The sequence below is a fragment of the Sphingomonas aurantiaca genome, from assembly GCF_003050705.1.
Lineage (GTDB): Bacteria > Pseudomonadota > Alphaproteobacteria > Sphingomonadales > Sphingomonadaceae > Sphingomonas > Sphingomonas aurantiaca.
Genome location: NZ_QAOG01000002.1, coordinates 457,490 through 482,946, shown reverse-complemented (window position 1 = coordinate 482,946; position 25,457 = coordinate 457,490). Strand labels below are relative to the sequence as shown.

20 protein-coding genes and 1 tRNA gene are annotated in these 25,457 nt (G+C 66.3%); 19 read left to right on the top strand and 2 right to left on the bottom strand.

Features of this window, described 5'->3' with window-relative positions:
* Positions 1 to 105: 105 nt before the first annotated feature.
* The 4 genes from C8J26_RS07650 (at position 106) to C8J26_RS07635 (ending at position 4,719) form a co-directional block, all read left to right on the top strand.
* On the top strand, positions 106 to 1,494 hold the full coding sequence (locus C8J26_RS07650) for an efflux transporter outer membrane subunit (RefSeq protein WP_107957387.1): 1,389 nt from the start codon (positions 106 to 108) through the stop codon (positions 1,492 to 1,494).
* Positions 1,495 to 1,570: 76 nt separating this feature from the next.
* Positions 1,571 to 2,287, top strand: a complete 717-nt coding sequence (locus tag C8J26_RS07645) for a phosphocholine cytidylyltransferase family protein (RefSeq protein WP_107957386.1) — start codon at positions 1,571 to 1,573, stop codon at positions 2,285 to 2,287.
* The gene (locus tag C8J26_RS07640) at positions 2,284 to 3,414 is read left to right on the top strand and encodes a hypothetical protein (protein WP_107957385.1); all 1,131 of its coding nucleotides are present in this window, start codon (positions 2,284 to 2,286) and stop codon (positions 3,412 to 3,414) included. The genes C8J26_RS07645 and C8J26_RS07640 overlap by 4 nt, the downstream gene beginning before the upstream one ends.
* A 180-nt stretch (positions 3,415 to 3,594) precedes the next feature.
* Positions 3,595 to 4,719, top strand: a complete 1,125-nt coding sequence (locus tag C8J26_RS07635) for a CDP-alcohol phosphatidyltransferase family protein (RefSeq protein WP_107957384.1) — start codon at positions 3,595 to 3,597, stop codon at positions 4,717 to 4,719.
* A 147-nt stretch (positions 4,720 to 4,866) separates the two neighbouring features.
* On the opposite strand, the gene asnB is transcribed toward C8J26_RS07635, so the two are convergent.
* Complete coding sequence (asnB, locus tag C8J26_RS07630; RefSeq protein WP_107957383.1) at positions 4,867 to 6,777, bottom strand: asparagine synthase (glutamine-hydrolyzing); 1,911 nt, start codon at positions 6,775 to 6,777, stop codon at positions 4,867 to 4,869.
* A 155-nt stretch (positions 6,778 to 6,932) separates the two neighbouring features.
* Here asnB and C8J26_RS07625 point away from each other — a divergent pair, with 155 nt between their 5' ends.
* The 8 genes from C8J26_RS07625 to C8J26_RS07590 all read left to right on the top strand — a co-directional run bounded on the left by C8J26_RS07625 (position 6,933) and on the right by C8J26_RS07590 (position 13,385).
* Positions 6,933 to 8,285, top strand: coding sequence for a lipopolysaccharide biosynthesis protein (locus C8J26_RS07625; protein WP_107957382.1), 1,353 nt, complete (start codon positions 6,933 to 6,935; stop codon positions 8,283 to 8,285).
* Positions 8,286 to 8,394: 109 nt separating this feature from the next.
* Positions 8,395 to 8,856, top strand: coding sequence for a DUF2141 domain-containing protein (locus C8J26_RS07620; RefSeq protein WP_107957381.1), 462 nt, complete (start codon positions 8,395 to 8,397; stop codon positions 8,854 to 8,856).
* A gap of 173 nt (positions 8,857 to 9,029) precedes the next feature.
* Positions 9,030 to 10,037 carry a diacylglycerol/lipid kinase family protein gene (locus C8J26_RS07615; protein WP_107957380.1) on the top strand — a complete coding sequence of 336 codons (1,008 nt, stop codon included), beginning with the start codon at positions 9,030 to 9,032 and terminating at the stop codon, positions 10,035 to 10,037.
* A complete protein-coding gene (locus tag C8J26_RS07610) occupies positions 10,034 to 10,942 on the top strand; it encodes a hypothetical protein (protein ID WP_107957379.1) in 909 nt (302 codons plus the stop codon). Before C8J26_RS07615 ends, C8J26_RS07610 begins: the two co-directional genes overlap by 4 nt.
* The gene (locus tag C8J26_RS07605) at positions 10,939 to 11,694 is read left to right on the top strand and encodes a nucleotidyltransferase family protein (RefSeq protein ID WP_056417724.1); all 756 of its coding nucleotides are present in this window, start codon (positions 10,939 to 10,941) and stop codon (positions 11,692 to 11,694) included. Before C8J26_RS07610 ends, C8J26_RS07605 begins: the two co-directional genes overlap by 4 nt.
* A 113-nt stretch (positions 11,695 to 11,807) precedes the next feature.
* Positions 11,808 to 12,578: a 4-hydroxy-tetrahydrodipicolinate reductase gene (gene dapB, locus C8J26_RS07600; RefSeq protein ID WP_107957378.1), complete on the top strand. Its 771-nt coding sequence runs from the start codon at positions 11,808 to 11,810 to the stop codon at positions 12,576 to 12,578.
* Entirely contained in the window at positions 12,575 to 13,249 is a 675-nt protein-coding gene (nth, locus tag C8J26_RS07595) for an endonuclease III (RefSeq protein WP_107957377.1), read from the top strand. The genes dapB and nth overlap by 4 nt, the downstream gene beginning before the upstream one ends.
* A gap of 59 nt (positions 13,250 to 13,308) precedes the next feature.
* Positions 13,309 to 13,385, top strand: a tRNA-Arg gene (locus tag C8J26_RS07590).
* Positions 13,386 to 13,564: 179 nt separating this feature from the next.
* On the opposite strand, the gene C8J26_RS07585 is transcribed toward C8J26_RS07590, so the two are convergent.
* Positions 13,565 to 15,526, bottom strand: a complete 1,962-nt coding sequence (locus C8J26_RS07585) for an alpha/beta hydrolase family protein (RefSeq protein ID WP_056417654.1) — start codon at positions 15,524 to 15,526, stop codon at positions 13,565 to 13,567.
* A 1,218-nt stretch (positions 15,527 to 16,744) separates the two neighbouring features.
* Here C8J26_RS07585 and C8J26_RS07580 point away from each other — a divergent pair.
* The 7 genes from C8J26_RS07580 to C8J26_RS07550 all read left to right on the top strand — a co-directional run bounded on the left by C8J26_RS07580 (position 16,745) and on the right by C8J26_RS07550 (position 25,457).
* Positions 16,745 to 18,196 carry a gluzincin family metallopeptidase gene (locus C8J26_RS07580; RefSeq protein ID WP_107957376.1) on the top strand — a complete coding sequence of 484 codons (1,452 nt, stop codon included), beginning with the start codon at positions 16,745 to 16,747 and terminating at the stop codon, positions 18,194 to 18,196.
* Positions 18,197 to 18,336: 140 nt separating this feature from the next.
* Positions 18,337 to 18,681, top strand: coding sequence for a hypothetical protein (locus C8J26_RS07575; protein ID WP_107957375.1), 345 nt, complete (start codon positions 18,337 to 18,339; stop codon positions 18,679 to 18,681).
* Between the two features lie 12 nt (positions 18,682 to 18,693).
* Entirely contained in the window at positions 18,694 to 19,137 is a 444-nt protein-coding gene (locus C8J26_RS07570) for an HAD family hydrolase (RefSeq protein ID WP_107957374.1), read from the top strand.
* Positions 19,138 to 19,512: 375 nt separating this feature from the next.
* Positions 19,513 to 20,355 (top strand): GDSL-type esterase/lipase family protein, encoded by an 843-nt coding sequence (locus tag C8J26_RS07565; RefSeq protein WP_208631342.1) that lies wholly within the window; start codon positions 19,513 to 19,515, stop codon positions 20,353 to 20,355.
* Between the two features lies 1 nt (position 20,356).
* Positions 20,357 to 21,592 carry an acyltransferase family protein gene (locus C8J26_RS07560; protein WP_107957372.1) on the top strand — a complete coding sequence of 412 codons (1,236 nt, stop codon included), beginning with the start codon at positions 20,357 to 20,359 and terminating at the stop codon, positions 21,590 to 21,592.
* Positions 21,593 to 22,187: 595 nt separating this feature from the next.
* A complete protein-coding gene (locus C8J26_RS07555; protein ID WP_425275403.1) occupies positions 22,188 to 24,026 on the top strand; it encodes an alpha-amylase family glycosyl hydrolase in 1,839 nt (612 codons plus the stop codon).
* Between the two features lie 471 nt (positions 24,027 to 24,497).
* Positions 24,498 to 25,457, top strand: coding sequence for an NAD(P)/FAD-dependent oxidoreductase (locus C8J26_RS07550; protein ID WP_107957371.1), 960 nt, complete (start codon positions 24,498 to 24,500; stop codon positions 25,455 to 25,457).

Genomic DNA, 25,457 nt, shown 5'->3' with positions numbered 1-25,457 from the left:
ACCCCGGCGAAGGCCGGGGCCCAGTTGGGGAACGGCTGTAACGAAGCGCGGTCCACCGTTACGACCACCTTTCCACCTGGACCCCGGCCTTCGCCGGGGTGGCGGTTGGTGCGGGATATCGGGATCCTCCCCCTAGCCCTCCTCGCGACCGCCTGTATCGGCCCCCGCCCGGAAGCTCCAGCGACCACCGCGGTTGCCCCGCCCCCCGCATGGCGCACCGCGCTCGGCCCCGGCGCGCCGATCCGGGCGGATTGGTGGAGCGGGTTCGGCGATCCCGCGCTGACCGCGCTCGTCGCGCGCGCGCTGGCGAACAGCCCCGATCTCGGTGCGGCGGCCGCGCGGATCGACGAGGCGCGTGCCACCGCGCGCCTCGCCCGCGCGCAGCAGACCCCGCTCGTCAGCGGATCGGCGCCGAGCACCACCGGCCAGACGGTCAGCCCGTTCGGCCTGCCCTCTGACGCGATCGGCGCGCAGCCCTCGGTCAGCATCAGCTACGACCTCGACCTGTTCGGCCGCCTCCGCCAGGCGAGCCGCGCGGCGCAGGCACAGTTGCTCGCCAGCCAGGCGGCGCAGGACACGGTGCGGCTCGGGATCGCGAGCAGCGTCGCGACCGGCTACATCACGCTGCGCGCGCTCGACCTGCGCCTCGCGGTCGCGCGGCAGACGCTGGCGGCGCGCGCGGAGGGCCTGCGCATCGCCCGCCGCCGCGCCGAGACCGGCTACACCTCGAACCTCGAACTCCGCCAGTCCGAGGCCGAATATCACGCCACCGAGCAGCTCGTCCCCGCCGCACAGCTCGCGATCAGCCGTCAGGAAAACGCGCTCAGCCTGTTGCTCGGTGACAATCCCGGCCCGATCCCGCGCGGCCGCACGCTCGACCAGCTCGCCGCGCCCGCGATCCCCGACGGCTTGCCCGCCGACCTGCTCCGCCGCCGCCCCGATCTCTATCAGGCCGAGCAGACTCTGGTCGCGACAGACCGCTCGCTCGACAGCGCACGCGCGGCGATGTTGCCCAACCTCGCGCTGACCGGCTCGGCGGGGGTCGTCCTGTCGAGTGCGCTGGCGAACCCCATCGCGGTATTCTCGATCGGCGCGAGCGTGCTCAGCCCGATCTTCGACGGCGGCAGGCTCGGCGCGCAGGCCGACGCCGCCACCGCCCGCCGCGACCAGGCCGCCTTCGCCTATCGCCGCATCGCGTTGCAGGCGTTCCGCGAAGTCGACGACAGCCTGGCGGGCGTGCAGCGCTCGGGCGAGCAGGCGGTCGCGCTCGCCGGGCAGCGCGATGCGCTGGCGGGGGCGTTGCGCAACGCGTCGAACCGCTACCGCGCGGGCTATTCGGCGTATATCGATCAGCTCGATGCGCAACGCGGGTTGCTGACCGCGGAGCTGTCGCTGGTGCAGGCGCGCGCGGACCGGCTGACCGCCTATGTGACGCTATACCAGGCGATGGGCGGCGGCTGGTCGCGGGCGGACAGCGAGAGCGTTCAGCGATAACCCTCTCCCCCCGGAGGCGGGAGAACGGCGCGCAACTGCATTTTCCTGCCACACTTGCCGCGTAGAGGCGTACCCCATGAAGGCCATCATCCTTGCCGCGGGCCACGGATCGCGGTTGCTGCCCCTGACGCTGACCACGCCCAAATGCCTGGTCGAGGTCGGCGGGCGCGCGATCCTCGATCACCAGCTCGACGCGGTCGCCGCCGCGGGCTTCGATGGCGCGGTGATCATCGGCGGCTACCGGATCGACCAGATCGACGCGCACCTGCGCGCGCATGACGGGGGCTTGCCGACGGAGCTCGTCTTCAACCCGTTCTGGTCGAGCGCGAACAGCATCGGCAGCGTCTGGGCGGCGCGCGCCTATCTCGACGCGCCGTTCGCGCTGATGAACGGGGACACCGTGTTCGACCCGACGATCCTGCGCACCGCGCTTGGCGGCGACACGGGGGGCGTCGCGCTGCTCGTCGAGCCGCTGGTCGACGCCGGGCTCGACGACATGCTGGTGGAGGCCGACGGGACCCGCGTGATCGCGGTCGGCAAGCATCTCGTCGGGCATGAGGCGACCGATCGCTCGCTCGGACTGATCGTCTCGCACGGCGGCGGCGCCTATGCCGAGGCGTTGCGCGCAGTCATCGGCGAGGAGAACGGCATCCACGCCTATCACCACGCCGTCGTCGCACGCGTCGCGCAGGGGCCCGGCGTGACGGCGGTGCGGATCGCGACCGGCGCGCACTGGCAGGAGATCGACCGGCCCGAGGATATCGCGCTGTGGGAACGCGATCACCGGCCATGACCAGCGCCCCTCCCAGAGGCAAGGTCGCGTTCCTGTTTCTCGGCGAGACGCTGCTGATCCCGCATCTCTATCCGATCGTCGAGGCGCTCGCCGCGACGTCGACCGTGCCGATCGACCTGTGGGTAAGCACCTCGGTCCACGAGACGCTCCTGACCCGGTGGACGGCCCCCTTCCCCGCCGTGCGTATCCGCCGCGCGCCGGGGTTCCGCCGCGTCGCCGACGACGGCACGGGGCGCAATCCCGTGCTGCCGGCCAAGATCCCGATGCTGGTGCGGCTGCTCCCCTATCTCCGCAGCGCACGCGTCGTGGTGTGCGCCGAGCAGACGAGCCTCTGGCTTCCCAGGCTGTTTCCGATGCGTGCGAAGTTCGTGAAGACCTCGCACGGCGTCGGGTCGATGAGTGCACGCGACGACCCGCGCCGGCGCGCGGCAGCGTTGACGCTGGTGCCGAGCCAGCGGGAGCGTCAGACCTATCTCGATCGCGGGTTCGCGCCCGACCGGTTCGTCGCGACCGGCTATGTGAAGGCAGATTTCACGCACCGCACGCACGCCGCGCCGCCGTTCGCGGATACGCGCCCGGTGGTGCTGTATGCGCCGCACTGGCAACAGCATCGCTCGTCCTGGTGGCGCTGGGGGGCGGAGGTCGTGCGGCGGATCGTCGCGGACGGGCGCTACAATCTGATCTTCGCGCCGCATCAGCGCCTGGTCGAGAAGGCCCCCGAGGTAGCGGACCTGATGCGCGAGATCGGCGGCTTGCCGCACGTGCACTGCGACATTGACGGCTTCGCGATGGTCGACGGGAGTTATACCGGCGTCGCGGACGTCTATCTCGGCGACACGTCCAGCCAGGTGATCGAGTTCCTGATGCGGCCGCGGCCGTGCGTGTTTCTCAACGCGGCGCGCGTCGCGTGGGAGGGGGATCCGAACTACGCGATGTGGGCGTGCGGCGAGGTGGTCGGCGACGTTGCGGAGGTCGTGGGAGCGCTCGATCGCGCTGCGTTGCTGCACACGGAGTATGCGGCGGTTCAGGCGGCGTTCGCCGATGAGTCGCTCGGCGCGGTCAAGGGCGGCGCGACGAAGGCTGCGGGGGAAATCGTTCACGTGCTGGAAGCCATTCCATCGCGCTAAAACGCAGCCACCCCGGCGAAGGCCGGGGCCCAGTTGGAACGTCCTGAGTAACGGCGCGTCGTCCATCGTTAGCAACGTTCCCCAACTGGACCCCGGCATTCGCCGGGGTGGTGCCCTGGGGAAACCCCGTTCTACCCCTCCCCTCTCGCTTTCACGACCAGATCGGCTAACGGGTGCCGCATGGTAGATTCTACAGCCCCCACGCCAGCGCTCTGCACCGTCCGGGCGAACGACACGCTGCTCTGGGGCATGACCAATGCCGAGCGGATCCGTCGGATCGGCGTCTCGCAGGGGTTGGCAACCGACGATGCGGGCGACACGGGCCCCGTCATCCTCGCCAACCTCGCTTATGCGTTCGATCCGGTGTGGATCGCGCATCTGAAGACCCGCCCCGGTACGGTCGTCACGCGGACCGGCGTCCCCGTTCTCGCGCATGTCCGCAACGCCGACGAGCGCGCGCGGATGACCGCGGCGATGCTCGGCGAGGCGCCGCTGGTGAGCGGCCTCACGGTGATCGCCGCCGAGGCCGAGGAGGGCATCCTCAACGAGGCGCTGCGCAAGCGCGAGCGGCCGTTCGCCGAACTGCTCACCCCCGCCGCGGTGCCCGCGATCGAGCGCGCGAGCTATGTCGGTGCGTATAAAGGCGTCACCGACCTGCTGACCAAATATCTCTGGCCCGAATGGGCGCTGGCGATCACGCGCGTCTGCGCGCGCGCCGGGATCACGCCGAACCAGGTGACCGCGCTCGGATCGGTGCTGTGCATCGTGGCGACGGTGGCGTTCTGGTATGGCTGGTTCTGGACGGGGCTTGCGACGGGGCTCTTCTTCATGGTGCTCGACACCGTCGACGGAAAGCTCGCGCGGTGCACGATCACGTCGTCGAAGCTCGGCAACGCATGGGATCACGGCGTCGACCTGGTCCATCCGCCGTTCTGGTGGTGGGCGTGGGCGGCGGGATGCGCGCCTTATGGGCGGCCGCTCGAGGACGGCGTGTTCTGGGCGGTGATCGGGACGATGCTGTTCGGCTATGTCGCGCAGCGGCTAATCGAGGGGGCTTTCATCGTCCGGTTCGGGATGCACATCCATGTCTGGGAGCGGTTCGACAGCTGGTTCCGGCTGATCACCGCGCGGCGCAACCCGAACATGGTGATCCTGTTCGCGGGGTTGCTGGTGATGCGACCCGACTGGGGGATCATCGGGGTCGCCGTGTGGACCGCGATCTCGCTGGTGGTGCATATGGTGCGGCTGGTGCAGGCGATGCTGCGGAAAGCCAAGGGCGAGACGCTGGTGAGTTGGCTGGCTTGAGCTAACCCCCGTCCGTTCGTCCTGAGTAACTGTCGAGTAGTCGCCGAAGGCGGCGTATCGAGACGGCGTATCGAAGGACAGGTTGGCGCGCGGACCCCATGCTTCGATACGGGCTCTCGATATGCTCCTTACGGAGCTACTCGGTCTCTACGCAGCACGAACGGAAAGAGGGATAGGTCGGCCGATCCACCACAGGCAGTAGATCGCCAGTGCGTACAGGAATCGGCTGTAGTCGCGCTTCCCCGCGCGGTGATCCGCGAACACCTTGTCGACCGCGCCCGCGCGCCACATCCCCTGCTCGCGCACGCCGCTATCGCGCCAGAGCTGTTCGGCATAGGCGCCGAAATCGCCTGCGAACCACGCCGCGAGCGGCATCTGGAAGCCCTGCTTGCGGCGATCGAGGATGCCTTCGGGCAGCCAGGGTGCGATCGCCTGCCGGATCACGTATTTGCCGATCTTGCCGTGCAGCTTCATGTCGGCGGGCATCGACAGCGCAAGGTCGACCATCCCCTGCCCCAGCATCGGCACGCGCACCTCGAGCGAATGCGCCATGCTGGCGCGGTCGACCTTGGTCAGCATCGCGCCGGGCAGGTTGAGCGCGAGATCCGCCAGCCCGAACTGCTCGAGCGTGTCGGGCGAGATCGCGGCGGGATCGGGGAAATATTCGGCGACCAGCGCGGCGATCCCGCCCTCCTCCTCGGCGATGAACTCGGCTGAGAAGATCTCGCGGCGAAAGGCTTCGTTGGTGATCTGCGTCTTGGCAAAGAACCGCGCGACGCCGTTCGGGAGCGCGGCGCTGCCGGTGGTCTTCCGCCAGCGTTGCAACACCGCATTCGCATGCCGCGACGGCAAGGTCGGCACCGCATCCAGCGCGCGCGCAAGCTTGCGCAAAGGCGCGGGCAACGCCCCGATACGGCGTTCGGTCGCGTGACGCTTATAGCCGAAGAACAGCTCGTCGCCGCCATCACCCGACAGCGCGACCTTCACCTCCTGCGCAGCGATCTGGCTGACATACCAGGTCGGCACCGCGGACGGATCGGCGAACGGCTCGTCATAGCAATGCTGGACCTCGGGCAGCATCGCCTGCGCATCCGCCAGTTCGAGCGTGCGCGTGACGTGGTTGCAGCCGAGATGCCGCGCGATTGCCTCGGCATGCGGCGATTCGTCGAAGCGCGGGTCGGGGAAGCCGATCGTGAACGTGCGCACCGGCCGATCCGAGACCTGCGCCATCGCCGCGACCACCGCAGAAGAATCCACGCCGCCCGACAGGAACGCGCCGACATCGACGTCCGCGACCATCTGCTTGCCGATCGTGTCGAGCCATTGATCGCGGAATTGCTCGATCCACTGCGCCTCGGACCGCGGCTCGGCGGGGTGATAGGCGGGCGTCCAATAGGCGCGCATCGTCGGCGTGCCGCTCGCCTCGACGGTCATCACATGGCCCGGCGGCAGCGTGCGGACCTGCGCGTAGATTGAGCGCGGCGTGCGGACATGGCCGAAGCTGAAATAATCGTGGAGCGCGCGGGCGTCGACGTCGAACGCCATTCCCGGCAGCAACGTCAGCGTCTTCAGCTCGGAGCCGAATGCAAACCCGGCGGCCTGATCGGTATAATAGAGTGGCTTAATGCCGACGGGATCGCGCGCGAGCGTCAGCCGACGCGCGTGCATGTCCCACACCGCGACCGCGAACATGCCGTCAAGCCTTGTCCAGACATCGTCACCCCAGCGTTCGTAGCCGGCGAGGATGACCTCGGTATCGCCCGCACTCTCGAAGATGCGGCCGAGCGCCTGCAGCTCCTGTCGCAGAGCGCGGAAATTGTAGATCTCGCCGTTGAAGACCAGCGCATAGCGACCGTCGGGCGAGTGGAACGGCTGGTGCCCTCCCTCGATGTCGATGATGCTCAGCCGGCGCATCCCGAAGCCAAAATCGCCGTCGGTCATCACGCCCTGATCGTCGGGGCCGCGGTGCAGGATCGCGTCGCACTGCGCGGTGATCAGGGGTGCGGTGACGAGGCGGGGCGAAACGGCACCGCCACCCCGCGCGTAAAGGCCGGCAATTCCGCAGATGACGAACGATCCCTCGCATGACGGCGGCGCTGCCGCCCGATCGCGCGCGGTCTAGGAGCCGCCTGCGCATTTGTCACCTCCGCGCACCCCGCCCGCCCTGCGCAACCTTGCCGCCTCCGCGATCGCGCTCTAGGGGCCGGTCGCAGATGGTTCAGGACCCCGCTCCTTCTCCGGCTCCGGCGGATGCACCGGCACGCGCGGGCACGACCGGGATTTTCCGGGCGGCGGCGCGCAACCTCGGCTGGCTGCTCGCCAGTCGCAGCGTGCTGGCGGTCCTGTCGCTGTTCTATCTTGGCTTCGCGACACGCACGCTGGGCGTGGTCGATTTCGGCCGGTTCGCGCTGATCAGCGGCGCGGCGCAGGCGCTGGCGACCTTCGTGGGCTTCCAGACCTGGCAGATCATCGTCCAATATGGCGTCGAGCCGATCCAGCACGGCGACACGCCCCGGCTCGCGCGGTTGCTCCGGCTTTCGGCCGTGCTCGACCTGTGCAGCGCGCTGGTCGGGGCAGCACTCAGCGTCGTCATCCTGTGGGTATGGAGCGACCGCTTCGGCATCCCGCCCGACCTGATGCGCGACACGCTGATGTTCACCGTGGTCCAGCTCGTCACGATCCGCTCGACCCCGCTCGGCATCCTGCGCCTGCGCGACAAATTCTCGCTGTCCGCGCTGGCCGACAGCATGACGCCGATCATGCGGTTCGTCGGCGCGGGCGCAGCGATGCTCTTTGCGCCCACCATCCGCGGCTTCATGCTCGCCTGGGCGATCGCCGAGATCGTGACCGCGGCGACCTATTGGATCATGGTCGCACGCAGCGGCGACCTCGGCCTGCTTGCACGCGGCCGCGGCGCGTGGCGGCAGCTGCGCGACGAGAATCCGGGCATCGTCCGTTTCTCGCTCAGTACCAACGCCAGCGCGACGCTCGGGCTGTCGAGCAAGCAGATCCCGTTGCTGCTGGTCGGCGCGTCGATCGGCCCCGCCGCGGCGGGCGCGTTCCGGCTCGCGACGCAGCTGGCGCAAGCGCTCGCCAAATTGTCGCAGATGCTCTCGCGCGCCGCCTTCCCCGAGATCGTCCGCGCGGTCCGCACCGCCGAGCCATCGCGGCTGCGGCGTATCCTGATGCGGACGATGCTGGCTAGCACCGCCGCCGCACTGGTGATCCTCGCGATCGTCGCTTTGGTCGGCGAGCCGATCCTGAAGCTGGTCGGCGGCAAATCGTTCGGCGGCGCGTATCCGGTCTTGCTGTGGCTGGCCGCGGCCGGCTGTTTCGACCTCGCCACCGTCAGCCTTGATACGGTGATGACCGCGCTCCACCGGGCCGGCACGGTCTTCGCGATCCGCGCGGTCGGCGTCGTGCTGCTGTTCGTCACCGCGTTCATGCTGATGCCCACCTATGATTCGACCGGCGTCGCGGTGGCGGTCGCGGTCGGGTCGGTGGCGGTCGCGATCCTGCTGGGGTTCGCCGCCGCGCGCATGACACGCGTACCCCGCGAGACCTGACCCGGCCGCGACACCGCGACCCCGAGGGCTGCGATAAACGCCTCGTTCACGTCGCAAATGTCATCTGCGCGCCGCTCTATCGCCACTATTTTCGGGTCATGGTCTGCCGATGAACTACGGATTCCTTATCGCGCTCGGCGCCGTGGCGGCACTCGCGCCGACTCATGCCCGCGCCGCCGAGACGTGCGAGGGCACGCCGGGGAACGGCAATGCAAAGCTGATCCTGGAAGCGACGACTCTGCGCAACAGCCAGGGCGAGGTCGCCTTCGCGATCTATCCCGATGACAAGTCCCGGTTTTTGGCAAAGGGCGCCAAGGTCGGGCGCGCCCGCGTCTCGGCGGCGAAGCCACGCGCCTGCTTCTGGATGAAGCCGGGACACTATGCAGTCGCGCAATATCACGACGAGAATGGCGACCATAAGTTCAACCGAACGCTGTTCGTACCGAAGGAGGGCTTCGGCTTCTCGAACGACGCACCGACCTCGGTCGGGCTGCCGTCGTTCGACGCGGTCCGCACCGCCCTGCCCGCGTCCGGCACGGTGATACGGATGAAGATGCGGTATCGCGGGTAATGTTCGCCCGGACCGCGGCAGTCGCGGAACGGAAATCTTATTGACACAAAATTGTAGCGGTTCTTTACCGTGACGGGTATCTCTATAACGTGGCTGATGCTGTTTCGAACTTTGATGCCTTTGGCAGGCAATCGCTTTCCCCTCCCGCGGCACCCGCGTGGTTGCCCGAGGGCATGTTCGATTCGGCGGCAACCGAACGGGCCAGCGTGAACCCGCGCGAGGCCGCCGCGAAGATCCGCACCGGAATCATCTGCAACCCCAAGAGCCACCGCAACCGCAGCAGCGTCGAGGCGACCAAGCCGTTCCTGTCGGGCACGGTGCTCGCCGTCACCCCGCGGACGCAGGACGAGCTGGCCGAGGTGCTCACCGACTTTGCGCGGCACGGCATCGAACTGCTAGTGATCGACGGCGGCGACGGCACGATCCGCGACGTGATGACCGCCGCCGCGCGCGTCTGGACGGGGGCGGCCCCCCGCGTGGCGATCGTCCCCTCGGGCAAGACCAACGCGCTCGCGCTCGATCTCGGCATCCCCGACAGCTGGACGCTCGACCAAGCGCTGACCGCGGCCCGCCACGGCCGGGTCAAGTTGCGCAGCCCGGTCGAGGTGATCCGCAAGGACAGCGGCGCGAAGCTCTGTGGCTTCCTGTTCGGGGCAGGCGCGTTCGTCGACGCCACCGCGCTCGCCCAGCGCACGCACCGCGCAGGCGCCTTCAACGGCGTCGCGGTCGGGCTCGCTTTGTGCTGGGCGATCCTGCAGACGCTGTTCGGCGGCGCGAACAGCGCGTGGCGCGCGGGCAACCGCATGCGGATCCGCTTCCAGTCCCGCGGCGACGAGGGCGTGCATGCCGCCGGCAAGAATGCCGAAACCGATCGCGCCCGCTACATCCTCCTTGCCTCGACGCTGAAGCGCATGCCGATCGGGATCCGTCCCTTCGGCGTGCCGCGGGGCGGGCTGAAGACGCTGCTGGTCGATGCGCCACCGCGCTGGCTTGCCGCCGCGACGCCGTTGATCGTGGCTGGCTCGCCCGCCGCATGGCTCGATCGCGCCGGCTATCACCGGATCGATTCGCCAAGCTTCGACCTGTCGATCGACTCGGGCTTCATCCTCGACGGCGAAGTCTATGCCGGCGGGGACCTGATCGTCCGCGAAGCGCGCGCGCTCAGCTTCGTCGTCCCGTGATCACGCTTGGCGACGTTGTCCGCCGCCAGTTGCACGTTCCCACCATCGCCGCAGTCCGAGACGTCGCCTCGGTGCTGGCGGCGGGGTCGGCCGACACGCTGGCGGTGCTGTTCTATGGCTCGAACCTACGCACGGGCCTCATCGAGGGCGTGCTCGATTTCTACGTCCTGACTGCAGGCCCACCCGAGCGGGGCATGTGGCCGACCGTCAGCTACCGCGAATTCGCGCACCACGGCGAGACGGTGCGCGCGAAGATCGCGACAATGCGGCTGGCGACCTTCGCCAAGGCCGCAGCCGCGCGGACGCTCGACACGACGATCTGGACCCGGTTCGTGCAGCCCTCCGCACTCGTTTGGGTCCGCGAGCCCGCCATCGCGAGCCAGGTGGCGGCAGCGATCGGCGATGCGGCACGGTCCGCCGCTCGGTTCGCCGCGGCGCTTGGCCCCGCGAGCGGTACCGCTGACACCTATTGGCGCGCGCTGTTCCGCCAGACCTACGCCGCCGAACTCCGCGTCGAACGCAAGGGGCGCGAGGGGCAGATCCTCGGGTTTGATCCGGCACGCTACGACGAACTCCTGCCGCTCGCCTGGACCGCCGACGGCATCGCGTTTCGCGACGAGGCCGGCGTGCTGCGACCCGATCTGCCACCAGCCAGGCGCGCCGCGCTGCAGCAGGCCTGGGCGCGCCGACGTCGCGCGGGCAAACCGATCAACATCGCCCGCCTCGTGCGCGCCGCCTTCACCTTCGAGGGCGCCGCACGCTACGGCCTATGGAAGGTCGAACGGCACACCGGCGTCGCCGTGCCGCTGACACCGTGGCGTGAGAAGCATCCCATCCTCGCGGCGCCCGGCGTGTTCTGGCGCGTCTGGCGCGCGCGGTCGCATACAGGCACCACGACGCCATGACCAAGCCCATCAACGCGCTGATCCTCGCCGGCTCGCGCGGCGGCGTCGATCCGGTCGCGGCCTATGCCGGCGTCGCGCACAAGGCGCTGATCCTGCTCGACGGCCAGACCCTGCTCGCCCGTGTCGCGCAGGCACTGCGCGATGCAGGCGCGACGCACATTGCGGTCTCGGTGTCCGAAGACACCGTCCGCGCGGCGGCGAGCGCGCTCGGCCTCACCGTCCTGACCGCCGCGTCGGGCCCCAGCCGCAGCGTGCGCGACGGTATCGAGGCACTCGGCACGCCGCTGGTGGTCACGACGGCGGATCATGCGCTGCTCCAGCCCGAATGGATCACGCGCTTTCTCGCCGACGCGCCCGCGGACGCCGACGTCGCCGCGCTGCTCGCACGCCAGGACGTGATCGAATCTGCGGCTCCCGGCACGCGCCGCACCTATCTCCGCTTCGCCGACGGCGCCTGGTCGGGGTGCAACCTGTTCCACTTCGCCACGCCGCGCGCCGTCGCAGCGCTCGATCTGTGGGCGCAGGTCGAGGCGGATCGCAAGCGCCCGTGGCGGATCGTCCGCCGGCTCGGGCTCGGTACGCTGCTCCGCTACATGTCGGGCCGCCTGACGCTGGTGGCCGCGATCGCGCATCTGGGGCGCCTCGCCGGGTTGAACGCGGCGGCGGTCTCGACCCCGTTCGGTCTGGCGGCGGTCGATGTTGACAAACCCGCCGACCTGGACCTCGTCCGAGACCTGATCGCGCGTCGCTGACGCCAGTCCGGCCCGCAGATCGGGCCGCTGGCCCTGCCATCATTCGCGGAGAAATTGCCTCGGGCTGCCGCTGCCCCCTGTCCCCAAACCGCCACTTGGTGCAAAGCGCGGGCATGCAGACGCACGCGCCCCAACTCGCCCCGCCCCCCAGCGGAACGACCTCGATCGGCATCTACGGCAGCGCCGGACGCATGGGCCGCGCGATCGTCGACGCGATCGAGGCCGCGGGCGCCTCGCTCGCCGGCGGCGTCGATGCCGGCGACGATCCGACCCCGCTCGCCCGCAGCGCCGACGTTCTCGTCGATTTCTCGACGGCCTCCGCAATCGAGGCGCATCTTGCCGCCGCGCGCGCCGCTGGTACCGCTATCGTGATCGGCACGACCGGCCTGTCGCCGCAGCATCAGTCGATGATCGACGCCGCCGCCGCCGACATCGCCATCCTCCAGACCGGCAACACCTCGCTCGGCGTCACCTTGCTCGGCATCCTCGTCCGCGAGGCCGCGGCGCGGCTCGGCTCGGACTGGGACGTCGAGATCGTCGAGATGCACCACCGGCACAAGGTCGACGCGCCGTCCGGCACCGCGCTCCTGCTCGGCGACGCCGCCGCCAAGGGCCGAGGGTCGTCGCTCGCCGAGCTGCGCGTCGACAGCCGCGCGGGCCTGCACGGCGCACGGTCCGAGGGCACGATCGGCTTCGCATCGCTGCGCGGCGGGTCGGTGATCGGCGATCACAGCGTGATCTTCGCCGGCGAAGGCGAGCGGATCGAACTCAACCACCGCGGCGACGATCGCTCGATCTTCGCGCGCGGGGCGGTCCGCGCGGCGATCTGGCTCGCCGGCCAACCCGCCGGGCGCTACCGGATGGGCGACGTGCTCGGCCTGTGAAAAAGGCGGACGTCATCGCGTTCTACGCGCGTCTGGCCGAGGCCGATCCGCACCCGGAGACCGAGCTCGAATTCGTCAATCCGTACACGCTCGTCGTGGCGGTCGCCTTGTCCGCGCAGGCGACCGACATCGGCGTCAACAAGGCCACGCGCGCGCTGTTCCGCGAGGTTGATACGCCCGCCAAGATGGTCGCGCTCGGCCTCGACGAACTCAAGCGCCACATCAAGACGATCGGCCTGTTCAACACCAAGGCGAAGAACGTCATCGCGCTCTCGCAGATGCTGATCGACGACTATGGCGGCGAAGTCCCGAACGATCGCGACGCGCTCGAACGCCTGCCCGGCGTCGGGCGCAAGACCGCCAACGTCGTCCTGAACGTCGCGTTCGGCGCGGAGACCTTCGCGGTCGACACGCACATCTTCCGCGTCGGCAACCGCACCGGCCTCGCGCGCGGCAAGACCCCGCTCGCGGTCGAACTGAAACTCGACAAGGCGACGCCGCAACCCTTCCGCCTCCACGCGCATCACTGGCTGATCCTGCATGGCCGCTATGTCTGCAAGGCGCGGACGCCCGAATGCTGGCGGTGCATCGTCAGCGACCTCTGCGCCTTCAAACCCAAGACGCCCCCGCCAAAGGGGAAAGCCGTCCCAGGCATCCCACAGACGAAGTGACGCCCCCGCATCAAAACGGCTAGCGCCCCGCCCCGGCCTTTGCTAGGCGCATCTCACCGGCACCCGTAGCTCAGCTGGATAGAGCGCTGCCCTCCGAAGGCAGAGGCCACTGGTTCGAATCCAGTCGGGTGCACCAAGGCTTTCCGCCATTTCCTAGCATAGTCGAAATTCCTTGGTCCGGTGATGTCCCGGCGACGTCGGCATTTCGGCCTTCGTAAAGTCTCATATCGCGGGCGCTGATAGGCCACTTCACACCGGCGCACAGACGCGCCACGAGCCGACTACCGACCAGCGAACCGGGCAGGAGCGGCCATCCTACCCTCCAGTCGCTGCGCGCAGGAAAGCATCGGATCGCTCCAGTATCTGCGCACGTGCGGCAGAGTCGTAGATTTGGTGATCCAGCCCATCGAACGTGATCAGTTCGGCGGATTTCCCCGCAGATTTCAGCCTGTCGTTCATCAGTTTCGACTGGCTGTACGCGACGTTACTGTCCAGCGTTCCATGGAACAGAAGCACCGGCGCAGCGATCTGCCCAGCATTTTTTGCAGGGGACGCACCCGCTTCGAGCGTGCCGATATAGTCTTTGTTCACGCGGTAATTCGCATAGTCGCGTAACTGGTCGGCCAGGCTCGCCGGGTCGGTAACCGGTGCGATCGCGACGATGGCTTTGAACAATTGCGGATCGAGCACGCCTGCCTCCAACGCGGCGTACCCCCCATAGGACCAGCCAACGATCGCCAGCTTGCCAGGGTCGGCGATGCCCTGCTTCACGAGCCAACGCCCGGCGTCGCTCGTGTCGCCAACCGCCGTACGCCAGGCGCGAAATCCATTCTTCATCAGGTAGGCGTCGCCATATCCCGACGAGCCGCGGTAATTGGGTTGGATGACCGCATAGCCACGCGCTGCATAGAATTGCGCGAGCCAGTCGAAACCCCATTCGTCCCGCGCGCTAGGGCCGCCATGCGGCATGACAATCGCGCGAAGCCCCTGTGTCGCCCCGGTCGTCGGCATCGTCAGATACGCCGGAATCATCGTGCCGTCCTGCGCGGGGTATGTGATGGCCTGGACGCTGGCGAGTTTGCGTCCGTCAAGCTGAGGACGATCCTGCATCAAGACCTTCAGCGTCTTCGTAGCCTTGTCGAAGAGATAGTAGCGGCCGGGATCGGTATCCGCGGCGGCGTGAACCAGAAGTTGCTTCCCGTCGCTGCTGGCATCGACAATATCGATGATCGGCAGCGCAGGCAGCGCCCGGTGCAGCGACGCAAGATCGGCTTTTACTGCAGGGTCGAAATAGACCGCGGTTCGCTTGTCGGTGACGTAGGTTGCGCCAACGATATGCCGGTCTCGGCCAATGCGGATCAATCCATCGATGTCGACATCAGGGCGCGCAAGAACCAGAACCTCGGTGTCGCTGCCGTCCAGCGCGCGGGTGAACAGCGCCTGCCGCCCGTCCTTCTTCCGTAGGCCATAGACGATGTTGGCGACCGGATCGATTCCGTACGGATTGAACCCCTCCTCCTTGATGCTGTCGTAGACGCCCATCTCCAGCCAGTCGTTCGACCCGGCCTTGCGATAGCGATAGCTGATCCGTCCATCGACCTGCCCGGTACCGGCTACCAACTGGTAGCCGGCAATGCGGATCGTCCCGCGCCCGTCCGAGATATAGTCGACGGCATTGGGTCGGGGCGCCTCGACGGTGCGATGCTGCCCCGTACGGGTGTCGACCCGATCAACCCCGGTGCCCGAGCGGGTCGTGCCGATGTTGGTGTCGATCGTGTCCGTGCGACTATACTCGCGGTCCATCAGCACCTGCCCGTCCTCGCCCGGCAGCCAGTCGCGCACCGCACCGCCATAGAAGGTCGCGGTACGTTGGTTGACCTGCCGGCCGGTCAACATCTTCTGGTTCCCGCCGGCTTCGTCCGTCGCGACGATTCGGGAATAGCTCATCGGCCGGGTGTACCCCGGCGCGTTGAACGAGCCCCAGATCGTGCAAACGAGTCGCGAGCCAGACACGAACCGACACCAGGACAGACGGTCCGGTGCGCCACTTACGGCAAGCGCGCCCTTCGGATCCGCCCCGTCGCCGATCGCGACCGTGTACAAGGTAGAGGATAGACCGCTACCCGGCGCGACGAATGCGATCCGCTTCCCGTCGGGCGAGAGGCTGATGTCTTCGATAGCAGGACGCGCGCCAAACGCCCGCGCATCGTCTGCCACGCTTTGCGCGTTCGCGGCCACCGATGTCAGCAACGCGATCGTCGTTATGCCCCGTTTCATCCTGCCATCCCCCATCGGCGCCAAATTGGTCGAGTCTTGACTGCCGCACCAAACTGTATCGCTGGGCCGACTTTACGCAACTGGCCCTTTCGCCTCGACCACTGCTGCCGAGACAGACGCGAGCGGTTCAACGACAGCCCGCCGCGTCGCTTGAAGCGCCGATTTTTTGCAAACGACTGTGTCTTTTTATTGTAATGAATCGCACGGCCGCTATCGTTCCAGAACGATCGACAACAGTCGACGGTTGAGAGGATGATGGCATGTCTCTGATGATTATCGCTTTGGGATGGCTTGGTGGGTCGCTCGCTGCAACGGCCATCTTTTGCACGGTTGGGTCGCGGGTGAAGGTGCTTCCCTTCTAGCTCTTGGGTCGTGCTCTTTTGGATATGTGTCGCCCTCGGTGTCATCTGGGGCGGCACGTTTATCGCGGTGGTTCTGGCCGCCGTGGGGTCGCATTACAGTCAGCGTATCCGTCGCATCTTTTACGATGACTAAACACAAGCCGGCGCATCGCCCAGGCTGATCATCGGTATACGTCCAATCGGCAGGTAGGCGACCGCACTGGATTGTTGCCGCTCAATGTCCGGATCGCACAAGCGCGGAAGATCTCGCTCGCTTTCATAGTCCCCGCGTCGCTTGCCGGAATGCATGGTGTCGGCACACGTGACGATGTCGGATTAGGAGTTGCTGGCAGCGCGTATGTCGGGCCGGTTGGGGAGCAACTTGCACCCCTGAGACCGGCGAAAATGGTTCGTCCGTCAAACTACGCTTGGCGTGACCATCGCGTTAAAGCTCTGCGCACCGGCAGGGTGCGCGCCCTCCCCCGCGGGCCTGCCGCGCGAGAGAAGAAAAAGCCCCTTAGCCCAGGCAGAGACCGGATTACTCGGGACAAACGCTATTCAGAATGGTTTTATCAACCGCAGCATAAGCCACGCCTCGTCGGTCACCGTTTATCCACCCAATTACTATATTATTCATCTAATCGATATACTATATATTAAATGGTCTATTGCCGCCGAATTGGATCTTTACTGTTACTTTCCGTTCCAAATGAACATCCCTCATGGTATTTTACGATCTCACAAGTAAGTGTCGAGTCGCGTCCTTCTTTGCGTGAAAGCTGATGTCGCCTGCTCCGCTTATGCTGATCCGGTCTGAGGGGCCGTGCAGTCGGAGTGTGTCTGAACGCCTTCCAACCGCTTTAGGGAGCCTGCAGCCATGACCGAAATCATCGACAACACTGTTCTGCCCGCAGCGTTCGTGCCCACGCCGACGCGCGAATTCAATGCCGCCTCCGTCAATCGCGGCGCCGCGCGTCCGCCCAGCCGACCCGCGCTCGAGCTGGTCCGCTCGACCGACGATCAAGCCGCCGCCGGCCCGGTGATCACGATCCCGATCCCGCCGCTGCCGATCTCGTTTGCATCGCGCGTCTTGATCTACAAGCAGGATCCGAGCGTCGCCGAGATCGGGTTGCGCCGGATCCTGCTGCGCGGCCTGTTCGGGACCGGCCCGAGCAACAACCGGATCCATCTTTCGGGTGTGCCGCCGGTCGCTCCGAACAGCATGAACGATTTTATCCAGACGCCCGACACGGCGACCTTCGACGCGGTCCATACCTTCTCTGTCGTCCATCTCACGCTGGCGATGTGCCAGCGCGCAGTCGGCGCGGCGATCAAATGGCAATGGAATAGTGGTTCCAACACCGATCCGATCACGGTGTTCCCGCACGCCGGCGTGACGATGAACGCGTTCTACAGCCGCGGCGAAAAGGCGCTGAAATTCTTCTACTTCAACAAGCCGGGCGCGCCTGCGCCCGCACCGGTGATCTACACCTGTCGCTCGCTCGACATCGTCGCGCACGAATGCGGCCACGCCGTACTCGATTCGCTGAAGCCGGGCTGGCTCAGTGCGAGCGCCAATCCGCAGACCGGCGCGCTGCACGAAGCGTTCGGCGATCTCGTCGCGGTGTTCCTGTCGCTTTCGCAGCTCGACCAGGCCGAGGCGCTCATCGTCCAGACCAAGGGCAATTTGCACAACAAGAATTTCCTCTCGGACGTGGCCGAGCAGTTCGGGCTGGCGCTCGGGCGCGATAATGGGCTGCGCAACGCCGACAATGACAAGAAACTGAGCCAGGTGACGAGCGAGGTCCACGATCTGAGTCAGGTATTTACCGGCGGCGTTTACGACATACTCGCGGACATCTTTCTACTGGAGCGCAATCTTGGCGTTGCTGGCGAGGATGAAGCGCTCACGCTGGTGAACTGCGCCCAATATGTATTCCGCCTCCTTCTCCGGGCGATCCAGGCGGCGCCGGCGACGAACGCGACCTTCGCCGATGTCGTCAACAAGATGCTCGCGATCGCCGCCGCGGATGGGAAACCGGTCGCCTACCGCAACGCAATCCGCAACCAGTTTACCGCGCGCGAGGTGGTAGTCTCCCCGACCCCGCTCACACAGGACATGGCCAGCGACGATATTCTCGAGGCGGTCGACCATCCGTTCCTGAGGGTCAAAGAAAATGGTCTCCAGGACCGATCGGGGTGCTGCGGGACGATGCGACTGCGCGAACATCAGCTGGACGAACGCTACCTCGAGGACCAGCTGCGGCAGCTGCAAGGCGGGATCGGCGGGGAAGAGGATCCGCATGAGTGGCCCAAGGCAGCTGAATGATTGGCCGGGCGTGCACGGCACCCGCACAGGCGACCGTGCATGCTTCGAATCCGGGTAATCGGAGCCTGGACTGGACGCGTGGTGGCCGAGCGCCCCCGCGCGTCCTGTGCTATCACGGTTCGGCAGCAAGTGAGGATGACATGACCGAGGGATGCAGCAGACTGACGGTGACACAGGTCGGCGGCTTTGCCGGCAACATCGCCCTACCGCCGCTGGTCGATCTCGACCGCACACGACTCGACGAAGCGGGCCGCGCGGCGATGGACGATGCCTGCCGGCAGTTGAGCGCGGCGGCGCAGTTCACGGCAGCCGAGCCGATGATCGGCGCCGATCTTGGCGGCTACCGGGTCGAGATCGTCGGCGCGGGCGACGAAACCCGAAGCTTCTCGTTACCCGGGTCGGGGGCGACAACCAACCTGACCGGGCAGACCGACGTGCCACAGCTGCTCGCGCCGTTGCTGGCACTGTCGGGCGGCAGCAGCTGACACGAGGCTCCAATGACGATCGCGGCCAAGGTCATCTTCTTCGACATCGGCGCCACGCTGGCCACCGTCATTCCGGGCGATACGCCAGGTTCGATCAAGGGGTTCGCGCTGCTCGACTGGACGCTCGCGATGCTGGACGCCGCGCTTCGTAGCGGCGCCCGGCTGGGAATCATCTCGAACACAGGCGATTTTCCGGGTTCGATGATCACCCCGCTACTCGACGAGGCAGGGATAAAGGGATTCTTCGAACCCGATTTGCTGATTTACAGCAAGGATGTTGGACACACCAAGGATACGCCCACGATCTTCCGGCTGGCGGCAGCGCGCGCGGGCTGTGCCGATGACGAACACGCATGCCTGTTCGTCGGCGAAGACGGTGCCGAACGGCAGACTGCGGCGACGGCCGGCCTGCGATCGCTAGCACCGCCAGTGTTCGATTTCTCGGAGGCGGGCTGAATCGATCCCCTGCGGCCGATTGCCCGCGATCATCGCGCGAGCATTACGGCACCGCAGGCCGCATCCCTGGCGAACACTATAGGCCTCACGAGCAGGCGTGGCGCGTAAAGATCGCTTCGGTACCAAAGTTGCGTGGACCGATGGTACGATCGACCACCCAGACTATCACGCCTTTTCATCGCCGGACGTTCGCGTGCCCGATCCCGTTTCCCCCGAGCGCGGAATGGCCCCGAAGGCGACGCCCGCGACGCTGCCGTCACGAACGATATCGCACCGTCCGTTTCCCAGTCCCTGCACCCGCTGCCACCGTTATCTCCGGGCAATGACCTATAGGTCATGGCCCGCGTAAAAGCGTCGTGGCTTGGGCGCTATCCGATGATCGACCTGCACGATTGCCGCGCCTGCGTCGACGGAGCCACCGTCGACGGGCTTGACGATCCGTCCGCAAAGCTAAAATTAACCGTGCCCTGCCAGAGGCTTGGCATGAGCTGCCGACAAACGCCGAACGATAGGACGCCTCGACTGATAAAGCTTCTGGTTGGGCTCGGGGTATTTGTCGCGGTGCTTACCGGCTGGAATTACCTTCGGCCATGGGTCGTCAACCATATCCCACTCCCCGATTCCGTCGCCGCGTCCGACGCACGCCGATGCGGAATATGGTTCATCGGCAGTTCGTCGATCGCAAAATGGCGCACATTGGACCGCGATTTTCCCGGTTGGCAGGTGCACAGACGAGGGATCGACGGCGCCCGGATCAGTCAGATTGCAGCACGGGCGCTGCGTACCAACAGTGAAGTCGCTCCGGCAGCACTGCTATTCTATGTCGGCGAAAACGATATCGCGTTCGGCGCATCGGGAATCGCCACAGCCCAAAAGGTAGCCCGCCTGGTCGGCGAGATGCGCGTAAAATGGCCGTCAGTCCCCATCTTCGTCATCAGCATGAAACCAAGTCCGGAAAGATGGCCGCAGCGCAACGAGCAATTGCGGTACAACAATGCCATCGCCCGACTCATTCGAGTCGTGAATAACGCAAAAGTTATAAATTCCGGAAGGTATTTGATCCGAAACGGACGACCGGATAGCGCGCTTTACGCCGATACTATTCACCTCAATACAGAAGGTTACGCATTATGGTCGATCGATATTCGGGAGGCCATCAACCGATCGATGTCGCTTAGACGGATTGCATCATGTCAGAATAAGGCTCAACCGTCATGAAATGACCGAAACGACACCACCAGTCGGCTATATTATAGGGCTCGACACGTGGCGGGCGGCTCTAATGCTTGGTGGCGTCGTTTTGCATGGGTCGATTGGTTTGCCCGCACTAGGCCTCTTCGTCGCGATCGACATGATTTCCCAGACATTCCGGATGGGCACGTTTTTCGGTATAGCGGGCATCTTGACGGCTATTGCGCTGGCGAAACGGGCGCCTGGCGAATGGCTACGTCGTCGGCTGGTTCGTCTGGGATTTCCACTGGCGTTTGGCTTGTTTATACTGTCGCCATTCATCTGGCTGATGCGAACGGCCGCGGGCGATATTGCCGCGACAGACACGCTATTCAACTGGTACCACCTGTGGTTCCTTGCAGCACTGATCGCCTATTCGACCATAATTTACGCGTTGATACGGTTACGACTTGATGAAGCGTTGGAAACCTACCTTGTCGACCTGATCGCGCGAAAGACCGTGCGATCCTCTACGGTGCTGCTGTTTACCGCGGTAACGTCTGCCACCCTGTTTGGAATTGCCCCGCGCATCATGGCGGCAACGATGTCGGACTCGACTTTCGCCACGTTCCGCATGCTACAACTCGCCGCCGGCTATCTGCCCATGTTCTTGCTGGGTTATCTCGTCGGGCGCGTCCCCGCGCTCAAGTCTTTACTGTTGCATCAAACCGGTACCGCGATGATGATCGCCCTGGCAATTACTTCAAGCTACTTGATCTGGTTTGCATTGATTGCCCCCTATGCAAACTCAGCCATCGTTGCATCGGGGACAGCGGACCTACGCTTCGTGGCAGCAGCGATCGGTCCGCCCGCAGCATTTGTTCTCATTCTGCGCTCAGCTCTCCGCGTTCGATCGGTTCCTTACCTAGTACAGCGCGTATCTGCCGCATCTTACACGATCTATGTATTACACCTGCCTCTTGTCGTGGCGATCAATCTTTCCCTTCGTGGCTCCATGGTTAATGTATACTTTATCTGTATAGTTTCGGTCTTTATCTCATCCTCCATCGCCTTCGCATTCCATGAGGCGATTGTTTCAAGATCATCGATAATTCTTCTTGTCTTAAACGGTAATGTGAAGCGTCACATGGCAAAGAATGCCAGGATCGGGGCCAGCATTTCACACCAGGACAAAGACGCCGAGATACGCTTCATCCCCGGCGTCACCGCCGCGCCAGCCTTACAGACGTCAGAACATGACCTCGATTTCGCACAACGTCTGTAGCGGCACGTGCCGTATCCGATCGAGAAAATCCGGGACTTATGACGCAATAATCGACGCTATACTTGGCCAGCCTCCAATCTAAGCACTAGGTCGAAACAACGATCGCCGAAACTGCAACGACGCGCCGTTTCCGGCTCGCCATCAGGCTGGCCCGTGCCCCCCAGCTGATATTCGTCCGCGCGACGATGATCGGGCGCAGGCAGTCAGCCACCGCGCGGCCGAACGCGTCCGGCCTACAAGACATCCGGCGCACGCGCTCGCGCACCGTTGGTTGCCGAGGCAGGACGAAGGCGGTTGAGATTTGCCTGCTCGGCCGATCGCCAGCCAGGAGGCTCTCAATCGGTACGCAGCAGCGTCGCTTTAGTGAGAGACGGAGCCGGTCCTCAATCTCGCCAAGAGCGCCGGCCGGTTGCGCATTCCGGCACCTTGCCCCTACCCCATCCCCCACCTGAATACGTATGTGCGTTGCTTGGTTTCGCGGGCATCGACCGGCACAGCAGGCGCCAGGAACCCGGGTCGGCGCAAGATCGGCCATGCGATGATGGAGAAGATTTGCATGTCGACGCGCGCTACGAAATTCACGGTCGCGCTGGCGATGGCGCTCGCCGCGCCGCACGCGCTGGCAAACCCCGTCCAGTCGTCCCCCGCGCAGGCCACGCCCGCGCCAGCCGCGCCCGCGACCCCACTCGATTACCGCGCGCGACTGCCGCAGGACGAGGTGATCTATTTCGTACTGCCAGACCGGTTCGAGAACGGCGACCCCACCAATGATCGCGGCGGGCTGACGGGTGGCCGGGACAAGACCGGCTTCGATCCCACCGCCAAGGGCTTTTTCCACGGCGGCGATCTCAAGGGGCTGACGCAGCGGCTCGACTATGTCCAGAGCCTCGGTGCGACCGCGATCTGGGTCGGCCCGGTGTTCAAGAACAAGCCCGTACAAGGCGCCCCCGGCCATCAGTCGGCCGGCTATCACGGCTATTGGATCACCGACTTCACGCAGGTCGATCCGCATCTCGGCACCAATGCCGACTTCGCAGCACTGGTGAGCGCCGCGCATGGCCGCGGGATGAAGGTCTATATGGACATCATCATCAACCACACCGCCGACGTGATCCAGTACCGCGAATGCGTCGGCCAGCGCGCCTGCCCCTATCGCAGCCGGGCGGACTATCCGTACCAGCGTCGGCTCGGGCCGAATGGCGCGGCGATCAATCCGGGCTTTGCCGGCGACGACGTCCGCACCGCCGACAACTTCGCCAAGCTCGTCCGCAACGACTATGCCTACACGCCGTTCGTGCCCGCCGCCGAGCGCCGCGTGAAGGTGCCCGCATGGCTCAACGACATGCGCTATTATCATAATCGCGGCGACACGACCTATCGCAACGAGAGTTCGACGATGGGCGACTTCGTCGGCCTCGACGATCTGATGACCGAGAATCCGCGCGTCGTGTCGGGCATGATCGACATCTTCGGCGACTGGATCGATCGCTACGGCATCGATGGCTTCCGGATCGATACCGCGCGCCACGTGAACCCCGAATTCTGGGCCGCCTTCGTCCCCGCAATGCAGGCGCGCGCGGCGGCAAAGGGCATCCCCAACTTCCACATCTTCGGCGAGGTGTCGGACCATGAGGTTCGCCCTGCCGTGCTCGCACAGCACACGATCGTCGACAAACTGCCCGCCGTCCTCGATTTCTCGTTCCGCCAGGCGGTGGTCGACACCGTCGCGGGCACCCGCGGAACCGATGCGTTCGAGGCGCTGTTCGACGGCGATGCGCTGTACGCCCATGGCTACGACACCGCCGTGACGTTGCCGACCTTCACGGGCAACCATGATGACGGCCGGTTCGCGACGTTCGTCCGCACCGCGTTTCCCAAGGCGGGCGACGATGAGGTGCTGGCGCGCGTGATGCTGTCCAACGCGATGCTGCTGACGCTGCGCGGCGTGCCGACTATCTATTCGGGCGACGAGCAAGGCTTTGCGAGCGACGGCAACGATCAGGACGCGCGCGAGGACATGTTCGCCAGCAAGGTCGCGGTGTACAATGACAACCGCTTGCTCGGCACCGCGAGCACGACCGCGACCGCGCATTTCGGCCGCGACAACCCGCTGTTCCGCCAGACCGCCACGCTGGCCCGGCTGCGCACCGTCACGCCTGCCCTGACGCGCGGCCGGCAGATGCTGCGCGCGCGCGAGGAAACGCCCGGGCTGCTGGCGATCTCGCGCTTCGATCCGGTCACGAACGCGGAGGTCCTGCTGGCGTTCAACACCTCGACGACCGCATTGACGCGCCAGGTCGAGATCGGCGTCGATGCGACCGCCGCCCGGACGCTCGCGGGGGCGGGATGCGGTACGGTCGCTGCGCCCGGCAGCCTTACCATCACGCTCCCGCCGCTCGGCTTTGCGGTCTGCGCGCTGACCAGCCCGCGCTGACCGATCGGCGGGCGCGGCCCTGCCCCCGTTCGACCGACGCCGACCTACCGGGCAACGCCGCCAGCGCGGCCGCGCCGCCGGTCAAGCACGGCAGCCCATGACGGCCGCCCCCTGCTCGATTGTCCTGGCGCCAAGCCGTCAAGGCCTGGTCCAGCCGACAATCCGGCGGGCGCAGTCCTGCCCCGTCCGACCGGCGCCGACCTGCTGGGCAACGCCGCCATCGTGGCCGCCCCGCTGTCCAGCGCAGCGTCCCATGACAGCCCCCTGCTCGATTGTCGTGACGCGAAGCCGTCAAGGCCAGGTCAAACCGACGATCCGGCGGGGGACGATCATATCGACACCGGCCTGGATCGTGTCGGGTTGCGCGAGATCAACTTTGCGCACGGATGACGCGACGCCCCGTGCAGCCGCTGTTGTCGCGCAACAGCGGAGCGTTCATGGCCCGCGCGTCTGGGTGTCACGGAGAGCGTCATGAGAATTGCGATCGTTGGTGCCGGCATCGCCGGTCTGTCCTGCGCGCTGCGGCTGCAGGACGCGGAGCATGACGTCACGCTGTTCGACAAGGGTCGCGGCGCCGGTGGGCGGATGTCGACGCGGCGGGTTGAGACGTCTGCGGGCAACGCGGCGTTCGATCACGGCGCGCAATATCTGACCGCGCGCGACCCCGCCTTCGTCGCCGCGATCGACGCATGGGCGGCGGCGGGCGTGGTCGCGCGCTGGCCGGCGGCGGGGGACGATGCCTGGGTCGGCACGCCCGGCATGAATGCGATCGTCAAGCATCTCGCGGATCAGACACAGGTACACTGGCAGCACCAGGTCACCGCGCTCCGCCGCAGCGACGCCGGCTGGCATGTCGAGCTGCTCGCGCCAGCTCCCCTCGCGTCCGCCGCGGCGGTCGACGCGCCGGTCGACGCCGTGGTCATCGCCGTTCCCGCCGAACAGGCCGCGGCGCTCCTGGCCGATCATGATCCGGCCATGGCGGCCCAAGCCAAGGCCTGCCGGTCCTCACCAAGCTGGACCGCGATGTTAGCCTTCGCCGAACCCATCCCGATCACCGGGGACATCGTCCGCCACGCCGGAATCATCGGTTGGGCGGCGCGCAACAGCGCAAAGCCAGGGCGCAGCGGCCCGGAGGCCTGGGTGATCCAGGCCACGCCGGGCTGGTCGACCACGCATCTCGAAGACTCGGTCGATAGCGTCGCCGAGCGACTACACGCCGCGCTGGCGGACCAGGCCGACGGCCCGCTTCCCACGCCGCTACATCGCACAGCACATCGCTGGCGCTACGCGCGCGCGACCGCGACCGATCGCGGTGCACTATGGAATGCCGGCATGCGGCTCGGCGCCGCCGGCGACTGGCTGCTGGCACCACGGATCGAAAGCGCCTGGCTCTCCGGCCGCCTCCTCGCGGACCAGATGCTAGCGGAATAG

What these genes read in the sequence shown, in the direction of transcription:
- C8J26_RS07640 (WP_107957385.1), top strand. Translation starts at nt 2,284, where the DNA reads ATGACCAGCGCCCCTCCCAGAGGCAAGGTCGCGTTCCTGTTTCTCGGC.
- C8J26_RS07550 (WP_107957371.1), top strand. Translation starts at nt 24,498, where the DNA reads ATGAGAATTGCGATCGTTGGTGCCGGCATCGCCGGTCTGTCCTGCGCG.
- C8J26_RS07565 (WP_208631342.1), top strand. Translation starts at nt 19,513, where the DNA reads ATGATCGACCTGCACGATTGCCGCGCCTGCGTCGACGGAGCCACCGTC.
- dapB (WP_107957378.1), top strand. Translation starts at nt 11,808, where the DNA reads ATGCAGACGCACGCGCCCCAACTCGCCCCGCCCCCCAGCGGAACGACC.
- C8J26_RS07570 (WP_107957374.1), top strand. Translation starts at nt 18,694, where the DNA reads ATGACGATCGCGGCCAAGGTCATCTTCTTCGACATCGGCGCCACGCTG.
- C8J26_RS07615 (WP_107957380.1), top strand. Translation starts at nt 9,030, where the DNA reads ATGTTCGATTCGGCGGCAACCGAACGGGCCAGCGTGAACCCGCGCGAG.
- C8J26_RS07575 (WP_107957375.1), top strand. Translation starts at nt 18,337, where the DNA reads ATGACCGAGGGATGCAGCAGACTGACGGTGACACAGGTCGGCGGCTTT.
- C8J26_RS07605 (WP_056417724.1), top strand. Translation starts at nt 10,939, where the DNA reads ATGACCAAGCCCATCAACGCGCTGATCCTCGCCGGCTCGCGCGGCGGC.
- C8J26_RS07625 (WP_107957382.1), top strand. Translation starts at nt 6,933, where the DNA reads ATGGTTCAGGACCCCGCTCCTTCTCCGGCTCCGGCGGATGCACCGGCA.
- C8J26_RS07555 (WP_425275403.1), top strand. Translation starts at nt 22,188, where the DNA reads ATGGCGCTCGCCGCGCCGCACGCGCTGGCAAACCCCGTCCAGTCGTCC.
- C8J26_RS07635 (WP_107957384.1), top strand. Translation starts at nt 3,595, where the DNA reads ATGGTAGATTCTACAGCCCCCACGCCAGCGCTCTGCACCGTCCGGGCG.
- C8J26_RS07645 (WP_107957386.1), top strand. Translation starts at nt 1,571, where the DNA reads ATGAAGGCCATCATCCTTGCCGCGGGCCACGGATCGCGGTTGCTGCCC.
- C8J26_RS07580 (WP_107957376.1), top strand. Translation starts at nt 16,745, where the DNA reads ATGACCGAAATCATCGACAACACTGTTCTGCCCGCAGCGTTCGTGCCC.
- C8J26_RS07560 (WP_107957372.1), top strand. Translation starts at nt 20,357, where the DNA reads ATGACCGAAACGACACCACCAGTCGGCTATATTATAGGGCTCGACACG.
- C8J26_RS07585 (WP_056417654.1), bottom strand. Translation starts at nt 15,526, where the DNA reads ATGAAACGGGGCATAACGACGATCGCGTTGCTGACATCGGTGGCCGCG.
- C8J26_RS07620 (WP_107957381.1), top strand. Translation starts at nt 8,395, where the DNA reads ATGAACTACGGATTCCTTATCGCGCTCGGCGCCGTGGCGGCACTCGCG.